Below are 22,957 nucleotides of genomic sequence, written 5' to 3'. Positions count from 1 at the left end.
TCTTCAAGTCGTGTGAACTTGCTAGGGACCAACATCGAAGACCTCACAGTTCTGGACGAAGAAGGACGTCAGCACCTTTGCGGCTAGAAGTGGCCTGCCAGTTCGAGCGCTGATCCACTGCGCTACGAAGTTGAAGACCGCGTCCTTGTTGTCAGGGTTTTGCTGCTGCATCGCCAAGTAGTAGGTGTTGATCTGGCTCTGCAGCAAGCGCACGGCTACTTGGTCACTCTGCTCCAACATGCGGATCTGGTCCCGGATGCGAACATAGAAAGTGACGGCATTGGTCTTGATCTCATGCCTTTGCAGAGGGCTCATCCCCGTACGTAGCTTCTTGTCCACGGTCGTGGCGTCGAAGCTAGCTGGAGGGATGTCTAGCTCGATGCTGCTCAGTGAAGTAATGCTGTCCAGGATTGCGTACACCTCTTCCTGAATCTTGTAGTCGGCCACCGTTGCGTTGGCGCGCGCCTCAACGAGAAAGCCGTCCTTGATTTTTCTAAGCTTGTCCATCTCATCCAGCTTGAAGTCCTTGTCGTACTTCGTGTGGCAGGAGGGGCAAAGCGCAATGACATTCTCGAGCGCATTGATAGCTTGAGGAACGGCGCGGCCAATAAGAGCCGTGACTTGGGACGGGGTCGGATTCAGCGGGTAGATATGAGCCACTTCGTAGCCTTTGTTCAACCTGCTTGAGCCCGGCTTGCGAAAAAGAATTGACTTCGAGCACAGCGGGCAGCACCCGGAGGTCTCTGCGTACAGGATGCTGTGCTCGTTCTCGCCGTAGTCTGTTCTTGCCGCCGCCATTTGAGGACCTTGCTGCGATAACAGAGCCGCAAGACCGGATTGCCGCAGGCTCGTTCGCTGGTAGCGAATCGTAACAAAGCCCCTTGGTGGGGTTCGACCTAGGAAGGCTTCATGGGTTGCGAATGACGTCGAATCGCAACGTCAATATCTCCGCGTGCAGGCTCACATGTCTCTGACTAGCGACTTGCGACTAGCACTTGTAGAACTGTGGCAACAGGTGGCGCCCACGCAAAAAGGGGCTAGCGACCTGCGCCGCTGATCCCAAAGCTGTGCCACCAAGAAGGCCCAGCAACTGCTCGGTTGAAGAGGGCGATCAGGCGTCTTGCGATGGTAAGACCGAGGCAGCCAACTCCTGACGCCTCAGTTCGCAGGCCGGTAGGTCGGCGGGCCGAACTGAGGCCTGACATGACGCCGCGAACAACAACTGCGGAGGATGGCGCCTACGTCCAGCGGCTGGGCTGCGCCCATTTTGCGCATCTGCGTGCCGTCATCGAAGACCTGTCCCCCACGCGGCCGCACAGCGCTACCTGGCCGTAGACACGCCGGCCAGCTGAGACGACTGCTGCTCTTGGCGAGAGCAGTCCCCCAGTCCCAAACCGCGAACGACCGCGATCAGTCTAAAGCAGCTGTAGCCAAGCTAACCGTCATCAACCTTAGCACTCTGAAGCCCGCCCTCACCTCCCACCGCATTCACCTCCCGCCGCGACATAGCTAGCAACGCCGTCATCGCACTCGACCCCATCGCCAGCACCCAGAACACAAAAAAGCTCGCCGTGTAGAGCCCCTGGCGCGACAGCGGCAGCGGTTCGCCGCGCCAATGCACGTCGCTCGGGTCGACCAAGGCGAACACCAGCATCTCGACCACGCAGGCCAGCAGGAACGAAGGCCAGAGGATCCAGGCCAGGCGGCGGATTCGGCGTTTCATGGCACCGCGTCGGGGTTCAGCGCCGGAGCAACGGCAGGTCGTTGCCCGGCGTCGCCGCGTGGTTGCGGCCGGTCTGTGCGGGCAGCAAGGTCTTGCCGGCGGCCAGCGTCTTGTTGATCTCCAGCCCCTGGCGGTAGTAGTCGTCAGCCACCACGGGGTCGGGTGTGCGAATGGCCAGCCAGAGGGTGGCGAAGCCGGCAACCACCACGATGGCCGGGCCGGCGATCACCATCCAGACCAGGGGAAATTTCCACCAGGGTCGCACGCCCTCGCCGGTATCGGCGGCGGTGGACGTGTTCGATGCAAGGGTGTTCATGGCTTGTTCTCCGAGTTCAACGAGGCACGAGAAAGATGGCCTTCTCCGACACCCGGGCGTCGCCATCGATCGCCTGCACGTCGAAGTGCACGGTGTGCGAGCCGGCCGGCGCGGTGCCGTAGGGCAATTGCAGCCGCACCGCGACCCAGCGCGATTCGGCCGGCTGTACCACGGCCAGGTCACCGGCGGCGACGGTCAGACCGTCAAGGCCGTGCACCGAGATGCGGTAGCGCTGCGGCCGCTCTGTCGCATTCATCACCTGCAGGCGGTACACGTTCTCCAGCATGCCGCCCTCGACGATGCGCGAGAGCGATGCGCGGTCCCGCACCACGTCGACCTTGAGCGGCGTGCGTACGACCAGGCTGGCCAGCAGACCGATGCACAGGGCCGTCAGCACGCTGGCATAGATGAGCACGCGCGGACGCAGCACGCGCGCCAGCACCTGGCGCGGCGACCACTGCGCGGCGATGCCGTTCTGCGTGGCATAGCGGATCAGGCCGCGCGGGTAGGCCATCTTGTCCATCACGGTGTTGCAGGCGTCCACGCAAAGGCCGCAACCGATGCACTCGTACTGCTGGCCTTCGCGGATGTCGATGCCGGTCGGGCAGACCTGCACACACAGCGTGCAGTCGATGCAGTCGCCCAGGCCGCTGCGGTCGTGCTGTTTGCCGCGGGCACCGCGCGCCTCGCCACGGCCGGCGTCGTAGCTGACGACGAGCGTGTCGCGATCGAACATCGCGCCCTGGAAGCGCGCATAGGGGCACATGTACTTGCAAACCTGCTCGCGCATGAAGCCCGCGTTGCCATAGGTCGCCAAGCCGTAGAAGAAAGCCCAGAACACTTCCCACGAGCCCATCTGCGTCTGCAGAAACGCCATGGCGAGCTCGCGGATCGGCGTGAAGTAGCCGACGAAGGTGAAGCCGGTCCACAGCGCAATGCACAACCACACCAGGTGCTTGAACCATTTCTTGACCAACTTTTCGAGGGACATCGCGCCCTTGTCGAGCCGGATGCGTGCGCTGCGCTGGCCTTCGATCTTTTCCTCGATCCACAGGAAGATCTCGGTATAGACCGTCTGCGGGCACGCATAGCCGCACCACAGCCGCCCCGCGACGGCGGTGAACAGGAACAGCGACAGCGCCGCGATCACCAGCAAGCCGGTCAGATAGATCAGGTCCTGCGGGTAGAGCACCAGCCCGAAGATGTAGAAGCGGCGCGCGGCCAGGTCGAACAGCACCATCTGGCGCTGGCCCCATTCGAGCCACGGCATGCCGTAGAACACGAGCTGCGTGAGGAACACCATGGCCCAGCGCCAATGCGAGAAGAAGCCGTCGATGCTGCGCGGATAGATCTTTTTCTGCGCGGCGTACAGGCCGGCGCTTTCGGCCGCGGGCGCGGTCCCGCCGGCACCGTGGCCGCGCGCGTCGACGGCGATCGGTATCACGCGGCGCGGCGCCGGTGCGGTCGTTGCGGGGTTCTGGCTGGGCGGCATGGCCTGGCTCTCCCGCCCGCTAGCGCGCCGCGCCCGGCGTGTTCGACAGCCCCCAGACGTACGACGCGAGCACGTGGATCTGCGCCTCGGTCAGGCGGCCCTGCTGCGCCGGCATCTGGTTGGTCTTGCCGGTGTTGATGATCGAGATGATCGCGTCCTGCCCGTAGCCGTGCAGCCAGATGCGGTCGCTGAGGTTGGGCGCACCGATCGACTGGTTGCCCACGCCGCCGATGCCATGGCAAGCCGCGCAGGCGGTGAACTTGCTCTTGCCCAGGCCGGCGCGCACCGAGTCGTGCGCACTGCCCGACAGGCTCAGCACGTAGTTGGCGAGGTTCTTCACGTCTTCGGCGTTGCCGACGGCCTCGGCCATCGGCGGCATCACGCCGATGCGGCCGAGCGTGATGGTCTCCTGGATCTTGTCCGGCGTTCCGCCGTGCAGCCAGTCGCCGTCGGTGAGGTTCGGAAAGCCCTTGCTGCCGCGCGCATCGGAGCCGTGGCACTGGGCGCAGTTGTTCAGGAACAGCCGCTCGCCGATCGCCATCGCGCCCGCATCGGCTGCAACCTGCTCGGCCGGCATCGCGACGTAGCGCGCGTAGATCGGCGCGAGTTCGGCATTCGCCTTGGCCACCTCGCCGGCATATTCCTCGCGCGCGCTCCAGCCGAGCTCGCCCTGCCGGCTGCCCAGGCCCGGGAACGCGAACAGGTAGCCGAGCCCGAACAGGATGGTGATGACGAACAGCCCGACCCACCACATCGGCAGCGGGTTGTTGGCCTCGCGCAGGTCCTCGTCCCAGACATGGCCGGTGGTGTTGTCGTCCGATGCCGGCGTGCGGGCGCGGGCGGTGAGCCACAGCAGCAGTCCGCAGGCCAGGATGCTCGCGACCGCAGCAAAGGCCACGTAGTTCGACCAGAAGTCGCTGATGAAATCGTTCATGGCTTTTTCCGGTCCTCAGTCCTGCTCGAACGGCAGTTGGGCGGCTTCCTCGAAAGCCTGATCGCGGCGGCGCGACCAGGCCCAGACCCAGATGCCGATGAAGGTGACGAACGAGGCCAGCGTGGCCACGATGCGAAGGGTGGTGACGTCCATGGCGTGCTCCTTACTTGAGTGCGAGACCGAGCGACTGGAGATAGGCGACCAGCGCATCCATCTCGGTCTTGCCCTGCACCTCGGCCTGGGCGCCGGCGATCTGCTCGGCGGTGTAGGGCACGCCGACATGGCTCAGCGCGCGCATGTGCGGTGCCGCTTGCGTGGCGTCGAGCGGCGTCTTCTCGAGCCAGCTGTAGGCCGGCATGTTCGACTCCGGCACCAGGTCGCGCGGGTTGTTCAGGTGGATGCGGTGCCACTCGTCGCTGTACTTGCCGCCGACGCGGTGCAGGTCGGGGCCGGTGCGCTTGCTGCCCCACTGGAACGGATGGTCGTATACGAACTCGCCGGCCACCGAGTAGTGGCCATAGCGCAGCGTCTCGGCGCGGAACGGCCGGATCATCTGCGAGTGGCAGTTGTAGCAACCCTCGCGGATGTAGATGTCGCGGCCCAGCAGTTGCAGCGGCTTGAGCGGCTCGACGCCGGTCACGGCCTCGGTGGTCGACTTCTGGAAGAACAGTGGAACGATCTCGACCAGGCCGCCGATCGCGATCACCAGCAGGATCAGCACGATCATCAGGAAGTTGTTGGTCTCGATCTTCTCGTGGGTGAATCCGGTGGCGCCGGCGGAGGGTGTCGAAGGTGTCTTGGAGCTCATGGCGGTACCTCAGGCGTGGGCCAGCTGCGGAATCGGGGCCTTGGTGGAGCGCCCGGAGATCACCGTCATCCAGACGTTCCAGGCCATCACCAGCATCCCGCCGAGATACAGCAGGCCGCCGACCAGCCGCACCACGTAGTACGGATAGGTCGCCTTCACGCCCTCGACGAAGGTGTAGGTCAGCGTGCCGTCGGGGTTGACCGCGCGCCACATCAGGCCCTGCATGACGCCGGCGATCCACATCGCGGCGATGTACAGCACGATGCCGATGGTGGACATCCAGAAGTGCAGCTCGATCGCCTTGATGCTGAACATCTCGGTGCGGCCGTACATGCGCGGGATCAGGTAATAGAGCGAGCCCATGCTGATCAGCCCGACCCAGCCGAGCGCGCCGGAATGCACGTGGCCGATGGTCCAGTCGGTGTAGTGGCTCAGCGCATTGACCGTCTTGATCGACATCATCGGACCCTCGAAGGTCGACATGCCGTAGAAGGACAGCGCAACGATCAGGAAGCGCAGGATCGGGTCGGTGCGCAGCTTGTGCCAGGCACCCGACAGCGTCATCACGCCGTTGATCATCCCGCCCCAGCTCGGCGCCAGCAGGATCAGCGAGAACACCATGCCGATCGATTGCGTCCAGTCGGGCAGCGCGGTGTAGTGCAGGTGATGCGGGCCGGCCCACATGTACGTGAAGATCAGCGCCCAGAAGTGGACGATGGACAGCCGGTACGAATACACCGGCCGGCCGGCCTGCTTGGGGATGTAGTAGTACATCATCCCGAGGAAGCCCGCGGTCAGGAAGAAGCCGACCGCGTTATGGCCGTACCACCACTGGACCATCGCGTCCTGCACGCCGGCATAGGCCGAGTAGCTCTTCATCCAGCCGGCCGGCACGGCCGCGCTGTTGACGATGTGCAGCAGCGCCACGGCGATGATGAAGGCGCCGTAGAACCAGTTGGCCACGTAGATGTGACGCACCTTGCGGGTGCCCAGCGTGCCGAAGAACACGACGGCGTACGCCACCCAGACCACCGCGATCAGGATGTCGATCGGCCATTCGAGCTCGGCGTATTCCTTGCCGCTGGTGTAGCCGAGCGGCAGGCTGATGGCGGCGGCGACGATCACCAGCTGCCAGCCCCAGAACACGAAGGAAGCCAGCGCGGGCGCGAACAGGCGGACCTGGCAGGTGCGCTGCACCACGTGGAAGCTGGTCGCCATCAGCGCGCAGCCGCCGAAGGCGAAGATCACGGCATTGGTGTGCAACGGACGCAGCCGTCCGTAGCTGAGCCATGGAATGCCGAGGTTGAGTTCGGGCCATGCGAGCTGCGACGCGATGATCACGCCGACCAGCATGCCGACCACGCCCCAGACCACCGACATCAGCGCGAATTGCCGCACCACGGTATCGCTGTAGACCGCGGCGGGAGGGTTGGGAACTTGCATCGTCTGGGCCTTCTGGTTGTACTTGGCCCAGTGTCGGAGTCGGACGTCTCCTGCGTCTTGACCTAAGTCAATCGTCCCGGAGAATGCGCTCGCCTTCGCGCTCCACGTCGTCGAACTGGCCACGGTCGACCGCCCACCAGAGGCCGCCGACGATCACCAGCACCAGCACGACCGAGAACGGGATCAGCAGGAACAGCACGTCCATCGCGATGGCCCTAGGTCGCCTGTGCCAGCGGCGCGCGCATCGGCGGCCGCGCGAGCCGGGCCGCATTCAGCACCACGACCAGCGAACTGGCCGCCATGCCCAGCCCGGCCAGCCAGGCGGGCAGCCAGCCGGCCAGCGCCAACGGCACGCACAGCGCGTTGTAGCCGGCCGCCCAGCAGAGGTTCTGGCGCACCACGCGCAAGGTGCGGCGCGCCTGCGCGATGGCGTCCGGGATCGCCATGAGCGCATCGCCGAGCACGATGAAATCGGCGCGCGCCCGCGTCAGCGGCACGGCCTGGCCGAACGCGAACGACGCATGCGCCTGGGCCAGCACCGGCCCGTCGTTGAGGCCGTCGCCGACCATCGCGACACGCCGCCCCTGCGCCTGCAGGCGCTTGAGCGCGTCGAGCTTCTGCTCGGGCAGGCAGTCGCCCGTCGCGTGGCGGATGCCGGCCTGCTGCGCCACCTCGTGCACCGCGGCATCGCGGTCGCCCGACAGCAGCCGCACCTCGATCCCCTGCGACGCCAGCGCGGCCACGGCGGCCGCCGCGTCCTCCCGCAGGTCTTCCGCGAGCACGAAGCTGGCGACCCAGCCCTGCGCATCGCTCAGATGGACTTGCGCCGCATCGACCGCGAGCGTCGCGACGCCGCAGAAGTCCGCGGAGCCGAAGCGCATCCGGCGCGTCAGGGCCAGCAGGCTGCCGCGGTAGCTGAGCAGGCCTTCGACGCCCTGCCCGGCCCGCTCCGCCGCGCCGGACACATCCCAGGCCGGCGGCGTGCGATGGCGCGCCTGCCAGGCCGCCAGCAAGGCGCGCGATACCGGATGCAGCGACTGCCCCGCCAGTGCCGCGGCCAGCTCGACGGCATCGCCGGGCCGCACGCCTTCGCGGCTGTAGACCCGCGCGAGCCGCGGCGTGCCGCTGGTGAGCGTGCCGGTCTTGTCGAACACCACGGTGTCGACGGCGGCGAGTGCCTCGAGCGCCTGCAGGTTGCTGGCCATGACGCCGCCGCGCGCGAGCGCGCCCGCGCTGGCCAGCATCGCCGCGGGCGTGGCCAGCGACAGCGCACAGGGACAGGTCACGATCAGCACCGACACGGCGACCATCAGCGCCCGGCCCGGATCGACCTGCCACCACAGTGCGGCCGCCACGCCCGCCGCCGCCAGCACGGCCAGCAGGAAGGGTCGCGCGACACGGTCGGCCAGTCGCGCAAGCCGCGGCTTGTCGACGGCGGCGCTTTCCATCAGCGCCACGATCTGCGCGAAGCGGGTGCCGGCACCGATCGCGTCGACGCGCATCTCGACCACGGCGTCGAGGTTGTGGCTGCCCGCCAGCACATGGGTGCCGCACGGCCGTGGCACGGGGCGCGACTCGCCGGTCAGCAGCGACTCGTCGGCTGCGGTGTCGCCTCGCGTCACGGTACCGTCGGCCGGAAAGGCCTCGCCGGGCCGCACCCGCAGCACGTCGCCGACGACGATGCGCCGCACCGCGACCCGCACGAAGCTGCCGTCGCCCGTGCGCCGTTCGATGCTGTCGGGCAGCCTGTTCATCAGCGCGTCGAGTGCGCCGGCCGTGCGGTCGCGCAGCCGGGCTTCCAGCCAGCGGCCGGTGAGCAGGAAGAACACGAACATCGTGAGCGAATCGAAGTAGACCTCGTGCCCGAGCGGGCCCGTGGCATCGAAGGTCGCGGCGCTGCTGACCACGAAGGTGATCGCGATGCCGAGCGCCACCGGCAGGTCCATGCCGATGCGGCGCTGCCGCAGGTCGCGCCAGGCGCTCCGGAAGAACGGGCCGCAGGCGAACAGCAGCACCGGCAGCGTGAGCATCCACGACGCCCACCGCAGCAGCCGGGACGCATCGTCCGACATGTCGCCGGGCTGCGCGATGTAGGCGGGGTACGCGTACATCATCACCTGCATCATGCAGAAGCCCGCGACCAGCCAGCGCCACAGCGCGGTGCGCGCCTCGGCCGCGCGGCGTGCGCGGACGGCGGCGTCGCCGGCCGGCACCAGCGGGTAGCCGGCGGCGCGCGATGCGGCGAACCAGCGCGACGGCCGCACCGCCGCCGCCGACCACACGACGCGGGCGCGCCGGCTCGCGGCATCGACGCGCGCCTCGAGCACGCCCGGCACCTGCATCAGCGCAGCCTCGACGGTGAAGGCGCAGGCGGCGCAATGCATGCCCTCGACCACGACCTGCGAGGCCCACCGGCCCCTGGACGCGTCGGGTTCGCCGTCCAGCAGCCGGCCGAACATCGGCCACTCGGCCGCATCGTCGAGCACCACGGCATCCGCGTTCGCGTCCGGGGCGCTTGCATCGGGATGCGGCATGCGAGGCATCGCCACGGCGGCAGAAACCACGGAAGCGACAGAGACGGCAGCTTGCATGCCATGAGGGTATGGGGCGCCTTCGCGGCGCGCCTTGACGTGGATCAAGGTGCCGAGCCCGACCCGCCCTAACCTGAGCCCATCGTCAAAAAAGGAGAAGCCTCATGTTCAAGCGCATCCTCGTTGCCACCGACGGCTCGGTGCTGTCGAAGAAGGCCGTCACGAGCGCCATCGCGCTGGCCGCGCAGGGCAACGCCGAACTGGTCGCACTGACCGTCGTGCCACGCTACCCGACCAGCTACATGGACGGCGCGATGGTCTTCACGCCCGAGGACATCGCACGCATCGAGAAGCAATGGGCCGATGCGGCGCAGGGCACGCTCGACCTGGTCAGCACGCGGGCGAAGAGCGGCGGCGTGAGCGTGAAGACCGCGATCGTCCATTCCGACCTGGTCGCCGAGTCGATCATCGCGGCCGCGAAGAAGCACAAGTGCGACCTGATCGTCATGGCCTCGCACGGCCGCAAGGGCATCAAGCGGCTGCTGCTGGGCAGCGAAACGCAGCACGTGCTGACGCATTCGAGCCTGCCGGTGCTGGTGCTGCGCTGAGCGCGCGAGACCTGCAGCGCACCCGCGAGCCCGGCGGCTACGCTTGAACGCCGAGTTCTTCGCTGGGGAATTCTTCCCCGAACTTCGCCGCCACGTAGGCGCGCATCGCGGCGACCAGCGGCGTGTCCGCGCCTTGCCGCCGCAGGTCCCTGCCGCCGTACCAGACCGAACCGAAGCTCCCGTCGCTGCGCGTTCCCTGGAACCGCAGGAGTTCGATGTTCTCGCGCTCGATGATCGGTCCGCCCTGGGCCCAGTTGACCGATGGCTGCCACTCGGACAGCTTGACGACCGGCATGCCGTCCTTCACCCAGTACGGGCCGCCGTTGTGAGGCGCATAGCCTTCCGCCTTCAGGACCATGTAGTCCAGCAAGGCCCCCTTCAATCTTGTGATCTTCATGCCACCGTCCAGGACATTCGTGAGGTTTCGGGACTGCGTCCCGGAGAAAGTATGTCGTGGAGACGAACGGGCTGGCTACAAACGGCGAGCTGCATGGGCAGGATTCTGCCGCCTGCCGGACAGGCCTGCTCGCGAGGGGAGACGATCGACCGCGCCGGAGTTGCGCTGGATCAAGGGCGCGGCCGAGACGCTGCCTACAGTGACTCCCAGCCGAAGACGCTGGCATCGATTTCAAGCGCAGCGTCGAGACTTCACTTCGAGGACGACACCCATGCGCCCGGAACCAGAAACGCCTGAATCGCCTGCCAGCCCCGCCAGCTCGGCCGCGCCGCCGGAGGATGTCTTCGCACCTTCGGCGCCGCCCGACGACACCCTGCATCCGCACTTCAGGCTGCTGCGGGACTCGCCGCTGTTCGCACCGGCGCGGGACGTCCTGCGGGACATGTGTGCCGGATCGGCGCACTGCCGCCGCCTCGTCGAGGCGCTGCGAACGCCGACCTTCGATTCGGCGCTGTTCGATGTCTCGCTGTTCGCGATCTTCAGCGCCGCCGGGCACTGCGTCTCTGTGCGGCAGCGGCACCCGCGCTTCCTGATCGGCAAGGATGGCGCCACGGCCGCGGTCGACACCGTGTCGGCGCCGCCGGACCCGGAACATCCCGCGGGCGCAGGCCTGGGCGGCGCGCTGTTCCTCAAGCTGCAGGAACATCCCTGGCAGGCGGACGACGCCTCGGGCAAGCCGCTCATCCTCGCCGTGGAAGACTCCCGTGGCGGCGAGGAGGCAGGCGTAGCCGGCTCGGCGGCGATGCTGCACTTCCTGTTCGGGAACGTCCGGGGCCTGAAGCCCGAAAGCCATGCCGCGGCGTCCCACGAGATGGCTCGGATGTTTCCGAACGGCTTCTTCAGCCAGGTCGAATCGGAGAACATCTCGGCCGTGCTGCTGTGCCACGACCATGGCACCCTCGCCAAATTCAATCGCATCGGGCAGGAGGGCTCGCACCACGCGAAGACCGTCAAGATGCTGCGGCACGGACATTGCGAACCTGCCGCGGACGCGACGTCGACCGCGTCGCCCTTTCTCTACGAGGTCGGCCAGCGCGAAGACGCGCACGAGAGCTGGAACGAAGGGACCATGCTGATCCACAACCCCTTCGCCCGCCATCCACTGCCGCGCGGATGGCTTGGCGCGTCGGCGGAGGTCGAACTGAAGGACGGCGCCGTCGTGTGCACCTTCTCCGGTGCCTTTCATCCGCTCGCCTCCGTCACCGAGACCATGCCGGGAGACACGCCGGCCTGGTGGATGGAGATGAGGGCCAATCTGATCGCACGGGAAATGGCGAACCGGCCGAAATAGGACGGCAGCACGGACCGCGCGACGCGCACTATTCGGAGCGCACCGAGGGCAGTTCGGTGCGCCGAAACCGCGTCCAATGTCTGCGCAGGGCACGCTTGTTCTGGCGGGCGCCGCTGCGCAGCGCGGCCCTGGCAAGGCGCGCGGTGCCGGCCAGCGACGCATCGGCATGGTGGGCCTTGGCCGTCCGGCGCAGCAATGCTTCAGCAACGGCCGCATCGTTGAGCAGGCCCAGCGCATCCTGCAGCGAAGTCAGCCGCCGGATGTAGCGTTGCATGGCCGTGGGCGGATAGAGCGTCTCGAAGAATTCCGCCGCATAGCGCAGGCGCTTGGCCGCGAGCCGCGCCCGGTGGCGCTTCTCCGGACTGGCCTTGGGCAGGTGCCGGCCGGCCGCGAGAAGCTTCCTGTGCAGGCGAACGAGCATCCTGCCGGCATGCTGGTCCAGGGGCTCTTGCAGCGCCCGCAACGCAGCCTTGTCGAGCGACGCCCGCCAAGGGGCTGTCTGCACCCATGCCGCCAGGCCATCGATCAACCCGGCGTAGCCCGCCGATGCCACGGTAGTGGCGGCGATGCAGCGGCGCTCGCGGGCGTTGTCTGCGGCAGCCTGCTGCAGCAGATCCCACGATCGGTCCGCCCGTGCCGTTGCCGCCAGGGCGGGCAGCGTGCCATGCGCCAGCACCTCCGCGTCGCGCGCCGCACCCAGGGCGTCGCCGAGCCAGTCGAGTCCGTCGCGCAGATCGCGGGGCAATGCGATCCAGGGAGAGAACAGCCGCAGTGCCGAACGCAGGCGCCGCAGGCCGACCCGCATGAGATGCACGCACTCCGGATCGGTGCTCCGGACCACGCCGTCGCCGTGGCACTGGACCTGCCGAAGGCAATGCCGCGCGATGTGCTGAAAGCCGCTTTCGAGGTCGACATGGCGCGGCAGCTCGATGCGGCCCGGCACACTCGCGCACGCGCCGGAATGCGCAGGCACCCCGGTCGGCTTCACCTGCGGCGAAGCGTCCGTCTGCTTGCGCCGGCCGGCATCCCGCGCTGCCGTTGTCGATTCGCTCTTCGGATTCATGGATGCCATCTTGGCCAGGTGTTCGCCTCTCGGTTTGACCGGGCGCAAACCGTTGCCCCGGACGCATCGCTAACGTGGATCCATCCCAGCAGAACCCGAGACACCATCATGCAGACACCCGGATCCATCCTTCTTCACATCGACGGCTCGGCTCGCGCGGCAGAGCGCGTCAGGCTCGCCGCGCAGCTTGCCGAGACTTTCGATGCGCAAGTGTCGGCGCAGCCCTGCACGCTGTCATCGCTGCTGCGCTACCCGTTCGCCATCGAAGCGGCGGCCGAGGCCATGCCCATCATGCAGGAGATGGATGCGGCCGCCCGCGACAGGATGCATGCCGTCTTCATGGCGAACAGCGCGGGCTCGCAACGGCTGCGCTGGACCGAGGCTGCGCCCGACGGGCTATGGGGGTTTGCACGGCAAGCGCTCTACACGGACCTGCTCGTCCTGGGCCAGCGCGACCCCGTCGATCCGATGGACGGAGAGCTGCCCGCAGACTTCGTTGCGACCCTGCTCGTCGAAAGCGGCCGGCCGGCGCTCGTGCTGCCTTATGCCGGGCCTGTCGGCCCCGTGGGGAACAACGTTCTGATCGCGTGGAAAGAGACGCGCGAAGCCGCACGCGCGGTGACCGCGGCACTGCCGTGGCTGCGAAGAGCGTCCCAGGTCCATGCCGTGGCGTATGGAGAGGACGCGGCGCCGACATTGGCGAGCCTGCAAGGCTACCTCTCTACCCACGCGGTGTCGCAGGTCACGCTGCATGCCGGCGGCACCGAGGAAGGCGATGTCGGCGGCAAGCTCCTGTCCCTGGCCGCGGACCTGGGGTCCGACCTGCTCGTCATGGGATGCTACGGCCACAGCCGCGCCCGCGAATGGGTGCTCGGCGGTGCCACGATGTCGATGCTGCAGTCGATGACGGTGCCGGTTCTGATGTCTCACTGAGCGGATGGACGCGGGGTGATGCGCCGTCGCCGATCGCGCGGCCGTTGGGGCGATGGCGCTTCGTCGATTGCGGGGGGCTTCGTTAGGGTAGCTTGGCGCGCAGGCGGTCGAGAACGCTGGGGGGCAATGAGATCGCACCTCCCGTCGAAGTGTCGTAAAGCAGCCTTCTTGGAGTCCAAAATATTCTGGCCATATCCAGCTCAAAATACGTTCTCTCCGCAAGCAGCTCTTCCCCTTTGGCGTCATAGAGTCTCAACAAAGTGGTTTCTTTGTTCAGATGGCAATAGCGCGCCACGTAGGGGTAATTTTCGGGATTCGGAACAACATCCCATTGGCACACAGACCCCAGGGACCGGCGCTTGCTGACATCGAGGCTGTAGTCGAGCAGGAAGACGATGCTACTCAACGCAACGATCCAGGCGATGAATCGAGGCAGCGAGATCGTGGAGTTTCTGTGGCGACCGATGTGCCTCATATTGAGGCGACGACGCTTCGTCGATTGCGGGACTTCATTACGGCAGTTTGGCCCGCAGGCGGTCGAGGATGGTGGGAGGCAATGAGATCGCGTCGCCCGTCGAATTTCGATAGAGCAACTCGGCAGGAGTCCAGACCGCCAACGCCACGTTCTGTTCGGAATACATTCGCTCCGCCAACAGCGCTTCCCCTTTGGCGTCATAGAGTCTCAACAAAGTGGTTTCTTTGTTCAGATAGCAATAGCGCGCCACGTAGGGGTAATTTTCGGGGTTCGGAACGACGTCCCATTGACACACAGACTCCAGGGACAGGCGCTTGCTGACATCGAGGCTGTAGTCGAGCAACAAGACGATGCTACTCAACGCAACGATCAAAGAAAGGGATCGACTCGGCGCCATGAAGAATTTTACGGATCGACCGGTTCTCATGGCAGTGCAACCCGAATCGTTGAATCGATCCGAATTTGCAATCGATCCAGGCAGGTCCTGAAGTCATCGCCTTGGCTGCGGACTTGGGACCACTTTCGACGGCGCTCGTTCGCGACAAGTGAGAAATTCGCCCTCATCGCTAAGGCAGTCTCGCTCGCACGCGATCGATCAGGGTGGGAGGAAGCTTGATCGAGTGCCCCATTTGAACGTCATAGCCCAACTTATCCGGAGTCCACCACAAAAGGGGAGCATCCAACTCAATAAACATCCTCTCGGCAAGAAGTGTCTTCTCTCCAGGTGCATAAAGTTGCAGCAATGCGGTGTCCTTGGTCAGCTTGCACCAGCGAGCAACATAGGGAAGATTTTCGGGGTTCGGGACGATATTCCATTTGCAAGCAGGCTCCCTGGACAAGCGCTTGCTGACATCAAGGCTGTAGTCGAGCAAGAGAACGATGATGCTCAACGCAACGATCCATGTGATGAATCGAACCAGTCGAATCGAGAGTTTTCTATAACGATCGAAGTTCATCACAGCACCACTCGAATTGGACAATCAAGCCGCATCTGAAGGCGGTCCGTGTAGATCATGAAGTCGCCGCCTTGCCTGTGGACCTCACGCCAGTTCCGATAGTCCTCGTTCGTGACGGGATAGAAGAAGTCGTCTTCCCTGGCATCCTTGATCGGCTGCCGAAGCCATTCGCCAGTGCCGCTCCCGTTAACTGCCTGATGCGCCGGAACCACCGCGACATGCTTTGCGTTCCAGTGCCCCAAATATTGATCGTCGGAAAACTCGTAAGCATCGCGCACATAGACCGAGATATGAGTCACTTCCGCCGTGATCTTTCCCCTCATCGAATGGTCGAATCTCGCGTACTGAACTGCGGCGTAGAAGTTGAATGCGCCGAGTGCGCCCGTCAGGTCATCGGGAACGCCCTCTGCAACAGCCTCGCGCCTCAGGAACTCAGCCAATTTTTGTCCGAGCGTCGAGTTAACCGTCTTGCGCTGGAATTGAAATTTCTTGTGGAATCGGAAGAAATCCGCTCCGGCAGCATGCCAGCCGACAACATCTTTGGCATCCCGATACGGCGTCAAGATAGATTTCAAGTTGCCGAGCGCATCCGGAGCGCTAAGTTGCTTCTGCACGAGCTCATCCAATGCCCGCTTCGCTCGCCGAAACGACAGCACCCATTCCATCGTCACTGTCGTCGAGTCGACGAAAGCCGGCGCATAGCGTGCTCCGTTCTGATCGATTTCATCCAGAATATCCTGCGCCGACCTCGAATAATTCTCCTCCCCCGCAAACCACCGCTCCTGCAGCTTCGCCGCCACCGGCATCCCGACCTTCCGCATCGCGCCGGGTATCTCCTGCAGGTCGAACAGCGGCACCGATGGAGGTGGCGGCGCTGGTGCCTTGGGTGGCACCGGTAGCGATGGCACCGCAAACGGCCGCCACGGGATCGGCGACGGCTGGTTCATCCAGCCTTCCACGGCATCCCAGGTGTCCATGAAGCGCTTCGACATCCTTTGCGGCGGCTCGGCCGGCGCGTGGCGAGGCCGTGGAGCCACCTCCTTCTGCGCCCGTTCGGGCACCTCCACTTTCGGCCGCTGATGGGCCGTGCGCGGCGCTTTGCGCGCGAAGGTCAACTGCGCGCCCGTCACGCTGCAGGGCGTGCACTCCCGCGCCTTCCAGGTGCGGAGGAAGTCGCTGGACTTGAGATACAGAAACGATGGTTCGATGGCTTTGGCCATGCTTGGACTCCCTTTTGAAGGAGGCCAGTCTGGCTTCGAGGTGCAGGCATGACAAGCACGGCGACGCATCCGAATCGCCCCGGCGGGAGCAGCTTTTTGCACATGGCCGAGCCCATCGACGATGAGCGCTCCGAACACTGTCAACCGAATGTGGACTGGGCTGTCGCAGGCAGACAACGCTCGAGATGCGGCCACCCACCGCGGGCCCGGCATGCCGCATGCTTGGCGTCCCGCGCACTTCATGACACGCCATGCTCATCGGCCATATCTCCGATCTCCACGTCCGACCCGAGGGCCAGCTCTACCAGGGCGTGGTCGATTCCAATGCGATGCTCGAAGACGCGGTGCGCCACCTGAACGCGCTCGACCCGCGGCCCGACCTGGTGCTGGTCGGTGGCGACATCGTCGACCACGGGCAAGCCGATGAGTACCAGGCCGCGCGCGCCCGCCTTGCGCAGCTGGCCATGCCCTTCCTGGTGATCCCTGGCAACCACGACCACCGCGAGAACTTCCGCGCGGCCTTTGCCGACCACGCCTATCTGCCGCGCGAAGGCCCGTTGCACTGGTGCGTCGACACCCATCCGGTGCGGATCATCGGGCTCGACTCCTGCGTGCCGGGCAAGCATCACGGCGACATCGATGCCGCAGGGCTGCGATGGCTGCGGACGACGCTGGCGGCCGATCCGGCCCGGCCGACGGTCGTCCTGCTGCACCACCCGCCCTTCGCGAGCGGCATTCCCTACATGGACACCTACCGCTACATGGAACCGGCGCCGCTGGCCGCCGTGCTGCGGGACTTCGGCTGCGTCGAGCTGGTGCTGTGCGGCCACGTGCACCGCACGATGCTGCGGCGCTGGGCCGGCACGGTGGTGGCGTCATGTCCCAGCACCACGACGGAGATCGCGCTGCAGTTCGCGCCGGATGCCCAGCCGCAGTCCTGGCTGGCACCGGCGGCCTGCATGCTGCACCGGTGGGACCCGGCGCAGGGCATGCTGAGCCACCTGAGCACCATCGGCCGGTTCCCGGGGCCCTACGGCTTTGCCTGAGCGTCCGCGCTGACGAAGCGCCGGGCGCGCATCCATTTGGTCGCGACCCACTTCTCGCCGCGCAGCACGGCCCGGCTCGCATGCAGCGATGCGTGGTCGACCTCGTTCTCGTCGTTGCAGTACTCGAAGTACACCGCATGGCCGCGCTGCGGCGAAACGGTCCAGCCGACCGCCGGAAACGCGGTCTCGCCGCCTTCGGGCACATCGTTGAGGTAGGTGACCAGCGTGCTGACGCGCTGACCGCTGCGCGCCACGGACTCGCGGTTGGCCGCATTCGACGGCACCAGGAAGTCGAAGTGCGGCGCACTGCCCGCGCCCTCGGGGTAGTGCAGCACCTGCAGCCCTTCGCCGTGCTCGACCGGCAGGTTCATGAGCTCGGCCATGCGCCGGTCCAACCGCGCCACCAGCGGGTTCTCCAGCGGCCGGAAGAACATGCCGAAGCTCGCGCGCAGGCCGCTCACGGTGTCGCGTCCGGTGGCCGGGTCGACCACAGTCGATGGCCGCAGGCGGTCACGGGCCAGTGCGATCAGTTCCTCGCACTCGCCCGCATCGATCACACCGTCGAGCACGGCCAGCACCGGCTGGTCGACACGCGCGACGACGCGCACGCTGCGATCGGCCGCCGCCAGCACGCGGGCCGGCTTCAGGCGCTGCGGCCCGTAGCGGTAGGCCGGCACGTCACCCGGACCGCCCCGCCCGGCGTGCCCGGCCACCGAAGGCATCGGCAGGTCGACCACATCGACCGGCGGCGCCGTGCCGTCGCGCAGTGCCCGCACGAACGCAGCGACGATGGCCTGCGCAGCGTCGACGGCCATGCCCTGCGCCCGCATCGCGTCGACCAGCGCGTCGGGCGCATGGCCGCCATCCAGGTGTCCGCGCACCCAGGCGCCCAGCGCCGGTGCGAAGCGCACGACCTGCGGCACCGCATCGTGCATGCCGCCGTTCATGAGCCTTCGAGTTCGGCGGGAACCCAACCGTCCTTCGTCTGCCTGAAGCTCTCCTGCAACTGTGCCGTGCCCGCCCCGCGCACGACGCCGGCCACCACCGGGAAGACGCGTTGCGCTTCGGCGTCGGACGTCCAGGGCGCCGGATCGATCTTGTAGGTGTAGCTGACGACCGCACGCTGCGGGCGGCCTTCGGCCGAGGGGTTGAGCTTCCAGCCGACGACGCGGTCCAGGCTCAGGTGCGCCGCGCAGAAGTCGCCCTGCACTGCCGCGCCGCCGCTGCCGGCACCGCTGACATCGCGCATCACGTAGTACTTGCGGCCGGCATCGGTCAACGCGAAGCGGCGCACCTTCATGTGGTGCAGCGTGCCTTCGTCGTCGACATCGACTTCGGCGACCGTCGAGTCCACGAGGCCGAGCCGTTCGAGCACCGGCATCTGGCGCGCATTGCGCCCGCCGACATCGATCTCGTGCTGCGTGACGTCGATCGGCCAGTGGTTCTTGGCAAGGCACAGGTCGCCGTGCCGCGCGAGGTAGTTCTGCATCGCGGTGGTGAAGACGGCATCGCTCGGCGCATCGGCACCGGTGCCGCTGCAGGCGCCGAGGCCCGCGGCGAGTGCGCAGAGCGCGATGGAAGGAAGTGATCGCATGAAGGTCATTGGATGCAGGGGCCGGAAGTCGGCGCTTCGGCGGGCGGGTGATAGCCGTCCGTCAGTGTGTTGAGGAAGCAGGCCAGGTCGGCGATGTCCTGCTCGGACATCGGCGGCTTGCTGTGCGCGGGTCGGCCGTCCTGCGGCATCTGCGTGTCGATGTTGCCGACGAAGCCGGGCGGCAGGTCGTCGAACTTCTGCACCTTGCCGCCCACGTACTGGGTGGTGATGAGACCGTAGGACGGGAAGCCCGCATCGGGCTTCGCCTTCGGCTTGCCGCCGACGGTCGGATACCAGATCTCGGGCATGGTGTCGCGCGTGTTGTAGAAGCGGATGACCTGCTCCAGCGAATGCATCGCGCCGTTGTGGAAGAAGCTCTTGCGCGTGGCCACGTTGCGCAGCGTCGGCGCCTTGAACATGCCGCAGAAGGTGTTGCCGGCGGCGGGCGGATGGTCGTCGCGCGCCGGTCCGCACAGGCCGAGGTCGAAGTACGCGGCGTCGTCGTTGGCCGCGATCTTGCGGTTGCGCGGCACGCCGATCGCCTCGTAGGAGAAGTCGGTGAACAGCGCCGAAGTGCCGTTCAAGCCTGCGCCCTGGTAATGGCAGGACGCGCAATTGCCGACCGCCGGATTCGAGAACACCCTGAGGCCGCGTGCCTCGGCCGGCGTCAACGTGCCGCCGATCTTGTTGCCGGCATACAGGTCGAACTTGCTGCTGTACGGATGGAAGTCGGGCTCCTCGAGCTGGTAGGCCTGCAGCGCCTTCAGCGCATCGGCGAAGGCCGCGTCGTCGGTGGCGAAGGCATCCTTGCCGAAGGCTTGCCGGAACAGGTCGGCGTAGCTGCCGTCGCGCAGCCTGGCCACGACATTGGAGATGCTGGCGTTGGCCATTTCGTTGGCGGCCAGCAGCGGGATGCGGGCCTGCTCGGCCAGCGTGGGTGCGCGGCCATCCCATGCCAGCCCACCGCCGGGGCCGGGCACGCTGATGCCGTCGGGGTTGTCGAGCAGGTCGGCATAGGCCGGCGTGGCGTCCTTGTAGCGCAGCGAGGGCGCGGCGCGGGTGCCTTGTGTCTGGAGGTCGGTGCCGCCGAGCTGGACCGAGAGATCGTTCGACGGGCCATAGGCCGACTTCGGGTCGTGGCAGCTCGCACACGACATCTTTCCGGAGCCCGACAGCGTGGCGTCGACGAACATCTTCTCGCCGACCTGGGCGGCGGGACTGAGCCGGGATGTCCGGGATGTGGGGGCTGCCGCAACCGCGGCAGTTCTGGGCGTGGCACCGGGCGCGGCGGCGGTGTCGGCGCTCTTGCCGCATCCGCTCAATGCCGCCGATGCGGCCAGCGCCAGGGTGATGACGAACTTGTCCATGATCAAAGGCCGCCCGGCCCCGCGCGGCGCAGCAGCGCTGCCTTGCGGGGGGCCGGGCGGCACCGCTTCCTTACTTCAGTGCCCAGACGCTGGTCTGGATCTCATCCGCGCCGACCTGCGCCGGCGTCGACACGTCGGCCGACTGCTTCTGCGCATAGTTGTAAGGCGCCACCCATGCGTGGTTGATCGGGCGCACCGAGTCGAAGTGGGTGTCCGCGCTGCCTGCGTATTCAGGCAGGTTGATGATGTTGGCCGCCACGAAATGCTCGGTGTACTTCGAGCGGTTCATGTACGAGCCTTCCACCGCCGGGTCGGCCAGCTGGAACATGTCCTGGAAGGTCCGCACCAGCGAGAAGTGGCTGTATGCGTCGCCGTCCGAAATGCCCTTGGGCGCCGCAGCCTGGTTGGTCAGGATGCCGAACACGCTCTGGCCGTGTCCGCGGTTGCCCTTGGTGTAGTTGACCACCGACGTGTCGGGCGAGAAGGTGCCGTCGCCGTTGTCCTTCAGCGGGTTCGCCTTCGTGCTGTTCGACACGTTCCAGCCGCAGCAGGAATTGAAGCCGGCCGTCGCATTGCCCTCGTCGAACATCAGCACGATGGCCACGCGCTTCTGCGGGTTCTGCCAGATCGGCGACGCCTGGATCTTCTTCACCAGCGCATCGACGTAGTTGTCGCCGCGCGTGATGATGGCGCCACCGGTCGTGACGGCCACGTTGTTGGCAACGCTGCCGCAGTCGCTGGCGGTGATCGATGCGCCGCCGCCGGCGATGGTGCCGGTCACCGAGATGCCGTGCATGTCGTCGCACTGGTCGGGCACCACGAAGTTGATCGTGCCCACGTTGCCGCTGGCCAGGTCGGTGCCGAGCTGGTCCGCGTCATAGCCCGTCGGGATCGCATAGGCCGTGCTGTTGTTCAACACGGCATCCCACTGGCCGCCGCCCATCGTGCGGTTGCTGTACTTCCATTCCGGCGCGCTGCGCACGTTCTGGTAGGCCATGCCCGGATGGTGCTTGGTCTTGTAGAGGCCGGCTGGCATCGGCAGGTTCAGGCCGGCGGTGCCGATGGCGACGGAGTTGCCGGCCAGCGTGCCGGGCGCGTAGACGTGGTCCTGCGCGATCACTGCGGCATCGGCCACGCTGTCGGTGCGGAAGTCCTGGCCGGGGTTCAGCGACTCGTTGTAGGTGCGCCAGTTCAGGCCGACCGAGGTGAGCGCGTTGAACAGGTTCGGCTTGCCGGTGATGTTGTGGTTGACGGCGGCGGCCTGCGTGCAGGTGGCGGCGAACGGCGACTTGGCGAGGCCGGGCTGCGTGTTGTCGGGCACCGGCAAGTCCTGCACGGCGTTGGCGCCGGTGGCGTCGCAGTTCCACTGGCTGTCGTCGGTGATGCCGAAGTCGTCTGCGCCGCCCAGGGCGGTGTAGTTCGGCTCGCTGGGGTTGCCGGTGGCGTAGTAGCTGGTGAGCTGGTTGCCGGCCTTGAGCAGCGCGTTGATCTTGGGCGCGAAGGCCGAGTTCAGGATCGACGAGGTCGCCTTGTTCTCCAGCATCACGACGAAGATGTTGTCGTAGCGCGGAACGCCTTCGATCTCGAAGGCGGCTTGTTGCGATTGCGCGAAGGTGATGCGGGCGCGGGTGTCCGCCTTGGCGGGCACCGTGGCCTGCGTCACGTTGGGCTGGCTGACGAGCCGCGGGTCGCCGCCGGCAACGGCCAGCGCGTCGGGATAGAGGTCACCGCGATCGAGCTTGGTGACGGCATAGGTGAAGCGGTTGTCGAGCGCACGCGACTCCGCGAGCATCGCCCGCTGATTGGCGCCGGTCACGCCATTGACGTCGGTCAGCAGCGTGGCTGCCGGCACGCCGATGCGCTTGGCCAGATTCTGTGCCTCGACGTCCTGCGTCGTGCCGTTGGCTTCGCGCAGGCGCAGCACTTCGGACGACAGCGGGCTGATGACCACGGCGCCGGATTGCGCCACCACCTGCTCGAGCGATGCGCGCAGCACGTCGCGGCTCGCGACCTTGGTACCGCTCGCGGTGTTGACGGCGTCCGTGCCGATGTCGGCGATCAGTGCCGCGTTGGCCGGCAGCGTGATGGAGAACTTGCCGTTGGCGTCGGTGGTCACGGCGCTCTCGCCGGTGTCGCAAACGCCGTTGCCGTTCGCATCGACGCAGACCTTGGCGCCCTTGTAGTAGGCGGCCTGGATGGTCGGGTCGGTCGTGCTGCCGGCGACCAGGTTGGTGCCGGTCACCACGCCCTTGATGGTGACGGTGGTGGTTCCGGGGTTGTCCTGCGTCGGCGAGCTGTTGGTGGGCGGCGTGGTCGACGCTGTCGATACCGAGTCGTTGCCGCCGCCGCATGCGGCGAGGATGGACGCGGCAAGCAACGTCAGCGTGGTGTTCAGCACCTTGCTGTGAGTCGATGTTCTCATGGGATGTGGTGTGTTGTTGGACCTGAGGGGTGATGTCGCAACACGTCTGCGGGCGCCCCTTCTGCCGGGGCGTCGCAGTCAGATTGCGGCAGGTCAACGGTAGAAATCCCGCGTGACAGATCCGTGTCGTCGACAGCCCCTGTGGCGCCGCTGCACGTCTGGCCGCACCCTACCCACACGCCGGGCCCGAAATCGGCGCGATAACGCGGTTTTCGGCCCCAAAACATCCAGGCACTCGAAACTCGTGCCTGACCACCGGCTGACTTGCCGGAATAACC

At 66.5% G+C, this 22,957-nt stretch carries 24 protein-coding genes; 4 read left to right on the top strand and 20 right to left on the bottom strand.

The genetic code is table 11. From position 1 onward, the window contains the following. Window positions 1-21: 21 nt before the first annotated feature. From AC07PZ_RS25135 to AC07PZ_RS25090, 10 genes are all read right to left on the bottom strand, one after another. Complete coding sequence (locus AC07PZ_RS25135; RefSeq protein ID WP_495297882.1) at window positions 22-798, bottom strand: ABC-three component system protein; 777 nt, start codon at window positions 796-798, stop codon at window positions 22-24. Window positions 799-1,435: 637 nt separating this feature from the next. Further along, the gene (locus AC07PZ_RS25130; RefSeq protein WP_495297881.1) at window positions 1,436-1,723 is read right to left on the bottom strand and encodes a hypothetical protein; all 288 of its coding nucleotides are present in this window, start codon (window positions 1,721-1,723) and stop codon (window positions 1,436-1,438) included. A 16-nt stretch (window positions 1,724-1,739) separates the two neighbouring features. Beyond that, window positions 1,740-2,039 carry a FixH family protein gene (locus tag AC07PZ_RS25125; RefSeq protein ID WP_495297880.1) on the bottom strand — a complete coding sequence of 100 codons (300 nt, stop codon included), beginning with the start codon at window positions 2,037-2,039 and terminating at the stop codon, window positions 1,740-1,742. A 16-nt stretch (window positions 2,040-2,055) separates the two neighbouring features. Beyond that, window positions 2,056-3,531, bottom strand: a complete 1,476-nt coding sequence (ccoG, locus tag AC07PZ_RS25120; protein ID WP_495297879.1) for a cytochrome c oxidase accessory protein CcoG — start codon at window positions 3,529-3,531, stop codon at window positions 2,056-2,058. A gap of 19 nt (window positions 3,532-3,550) precedes the next feature. Further along, the gene (gene ccoP / locus AC07PZ_RS25115; RefSeq protein ID WP_495297878.1) at window positions 3,551-4,465 is read right to left on the bottom strand and encodes a cytochrome-c oxidase, cbb3-type subunit III; all 915 of its coding nucleotides are present in this window, start codon (window positions 4,463-4,465) and stop codon (window positions 3,551-3,553) included. A 15-nt stretch (window positions 4,466-4,480) separates the two neighbouring features. Beyond that, window positions 4,481-4,618, bottom strand: coding sequence for a cbb3-type cytochrome oxidase subunit 3 (locus AC07PZ_RS25110; protein ID WP_495297877.1), 138 nt, complete (start codon window positions 4,616-4,618; stop codon window positions 4,481-4,483). Window positions 4,619-4,628: 10 nt separating this feature from the next. Further along, a complete protein-coding gene (ccoO, locus tag AC07PZ_RS25105) occupies window positions 4,629-5,273 on the bottom strand; it encodes a cytochrome-c oxidase, cbb3-type subunit II (RefSeq protein WP_495297876.1) in 645 nt (214 codons plus the stop codon). A 9-nt stretch (window positions 5,274-5,282) separates the two neighbouring features. Further along, on the bottom strand, window positions 5,283-6,716 hold the full coding sequence (gene ccoN, locus AC07PZ_RS25100; protein ID WP_495297875.1) for a cytochrome-c oxidase, cbb3-type subunit I: 1,434 nt from the start codon (window positions 6,714-6,716) through the stop codon (window positions 5,283-5,285). Between the two features lie 67 nt (window positions 6,717-6,783). Next, on the bottom strand, window positions 6,784-6,921 hold the full coding sequence (gene ccoS / locus AC07PZ_RS25095; protein WP_495297874.1) for a cbb3-type cytochrome oxidase assembly protein CcoS: 138 nt from the start codon (window positions 6,919-6,921) through the stop codon (window positions 6,784-6,786). A 10-nt stretch (window positions 6,922-6,931) separates the two neighbouring features. Further along, window positions 6,932-9,259, bottom strand: coding sequence for a heavy metal translocating P-type ATPase (locus AC07PZ_RS25090; protein ID WP_495297989.1), 2,328 nt, complete (start codon window positions 9,257-9,259; stop codon window positions 6,932-6,934). Between the two features lie 152 nt (window positions 9,260-9,411). Here AC07PZ_RS25090 and AC07PZ_RS25085 point away from each other — a divergent pair, with 152 nt between their 5' ends. Further along, window positions 9,412-9,855, top strand: coding sequence for a universal stress protein (locus AC07PZ_RS25085; RefSeq protein WP_495297873.1), 444 nt, complete (start codon window positions 9,412-9,414; stop codon window positions 9,853-9,855). 37 nt (window positions 9,856-9,892) lie between these two features. Here AC07PZ_RS25085 and AC07PZ_RS25080 read toward each other — a convergent pair whose 3' ends face one another. Next, window positions 9,893-10,252 carry a phage protein NinX family protein gene (locus AC07PZ_RS25080; RefSeq protein WP_495297872.1) on the bottom strand — a complete coding sequence of 120 codons (360 nt, stop codon included), beginning with the start codon at window positions 10,250-10,252 and terminating at the stop codon, window positions 9,893-9,895. Between the two features lie 271 nt (window positions 10,253-10,523). Between AC07PZ_RS25080 and AC07PZ_RS25075 the strand changes: the two genes are divergently transcribed. Then, the gene (locus tag AC07PZ_RS25075) at window positions 10,524-11,603 is read left to right on the top strand and encodes a hypothetical protein (RefSeq protein WP_495297871.1); all 1,080 of its coding nucleotides are present in this window, start codon (window positions 10,524-10,526) and stop codon (window positions 11,601-11,603) included. Window positions 11,604-11,631: 28 nt separating this feature from the next. Here AC07PZ_RS25075 and AC07PZ_RS25070 read toward each other — a convergent pair whose 3' ends face one another. Further along, complete coding sequence (locus AC07PZ_RS25070) at window positions 11,632-12,666, bottom strand: CHAD domain-containing protein (RefSeq protein ID WP_495297870.1); 1,035 nt, start codon at window positions 12,664-12,666, stop codon at window positions 11,632-11,634. A 108-nt stretch (window positions 12,667-12,774) separates the two neighbouring features. Between AC07PZ_RS25070 and AC07PZ_RS25065 the strand changes: the two genes are divergently transcribed. Continuing rightward, on the top strand, window positions 12,775-13,599 hold the full coding sequence (locus AC07PZ_RS25065; protein WP_495297869.1) for a universal stress protein: 825 nt from the start codon (window positions 12,775-12,777) through the stop codon (window positions 13,597-13,599). 82 nt (window positions 13,600-13,681) lie between these two features. Here AC07PZ_RS25065 and AC07PZ_RS25060 read toward each other — a convergent pair whose 3' ends face one another. From AC07PZ_RS25060 to AC07PZ_RS25045, 4 genes are all read right to left on the bottom strand, one after another. Then, window positions 13,682-14,005: a hypothetical protein gene (locus tag AC07PZ_RS25060; RefSeq protein ID WP_495297868.1), complete on the bottom strand. Its 324-nt coding sequence runs from the start codon at window positions 14,003-14,005 to the stop codon at window positions 13,682-13,684. Window positions 14,006-14,111: 106 nt separating this feature from the next. Then, window positions 14,112-14,420 carry a hypothetical protein gene (locus tag AC07PZ_RS25055; RefSeq protein WP_495297867.1) on the bottom strand — a complete coding sequence of 103 codons (309 nt, stop codon included), beginning with the start codon at window positions 14,418-14,420 and terminating at the stop codon, window positions 14,112-14,114. Between the two features lie 220 nt (window positions 14,421-14,640). After that, complete coding sequence (locus AC07PZ_RS25050) at window positions 14,641-15,030, bottom strand: hypothetical protein (protein ID WP_495297866.1); 390 nt, start codon at window positions 15,028-15,030, stop codon at window positions 14,641-14,643. Next, window positions 15,030-16,250: a DUF6402 family protein gene (locus AC07PZ_RS25045; RefSeq protein WP_495297865.1), complete on the bottom strand. Its 1,221-nt coding sequence runs from the start codon at window positions 16,248-16,250 to the stop codon at window positions 15,030-15,032. The genes AC07PZ_RS25050 and AC07PZ_RS25045 overlap by 1 nt, the downstream gene beginning before the upstream one ends. A 251-nt stretch (window positions 16,251-16,501) precedes the next feature. On the opposite strand from AC07PZ_RS25045, the gene AC07PZ_RS25040 reads away from it, so the two are divergent. Next, window positions 16,502-17,296, top strand: a complete 795-nt coding sequence (locus tag AC07PZ_RS25040; RefSeq protein WP_495297864.1) for a phosphodiesterase — start codon at window positions 16,502-16,504, stop codon at window positions 17,294-17,296. On the opposite strand, the gene AC07PZ_RS25035 is transcribed toward AC07PZ_RS25040, so the two are convergent. The 4 genes from AC07PZ_RS25035 to AC07PZ_RS25020 form a co-directional block, all read right to left on the bottom strand. Continuing rightward, window positions 17,281-18,243 carry a 2OG-Fe(II) oxygenase gene (locus AC07PZ_RS25035; protein WP_495297863.1) on the bottom strand — a complete coding sequence of 321 codons (963 nt, stop codon included), beginning with the start codon at window positions 18,241-18,243 and terminating at the stop codon, window positions 17,281-17,283. The genes AC07PZ_RS25040 and AC07PZ_RS25035 overlap by 16 nt on opposite strands. After that, the gene (locus AC07PZ_RS25030; RefSeq protein ID WP_495297862.1) at window positions 18,240-18,890 is read right to left on the bottom strand and encodes a hypothetical protein; all 651 of its coding nucleotides are present in this window, start codon (window positions 18,888-18,890) and stop codon (window positions 18,240-18,242) included. The genes AC07PZ_RS25035 and AC07PZ_RS25030 overlap by 4 nt, the downstream gene beginning before the upstream one ends. Window positions 18,891-18,895: 5 nt before the next feature. Next, window positions 18,896-20,257, bottom strand: coding sequence for a cytochrome-c peroxidase (locus AC07PZ_RS25025; RefSeq protein WP_495297861.1), 1,362 nt, complete (start codon window positions 20,255-20,257; stop codon window positions 18,896-18,898). A 70-nt stretch (window positions 20,258-20,327) separates the two neighbouring features. Then, on the bottom strand, window positions 20,328-22,679 hold the full coding sequence (locus tag AC07PZ_RS25020) for a phosphoesterase (protein ID WP_495297860.1): 2,352 nt from the start codon (window positions 22,677-22,679) through the stop codon (window positions 20,328-20,330). Window positions 22,680-22,957: the final 278 nt, after the last annotated feature.

This window comes from Variovorax sp. GW821-FHT10B04, from assembly GCF_059415645.1.
The sequence above is the reverse complement of the archived record's forward strand: the minus strand, read 5'-3'. Positions and strand labels throughout refer to the sequence as shown.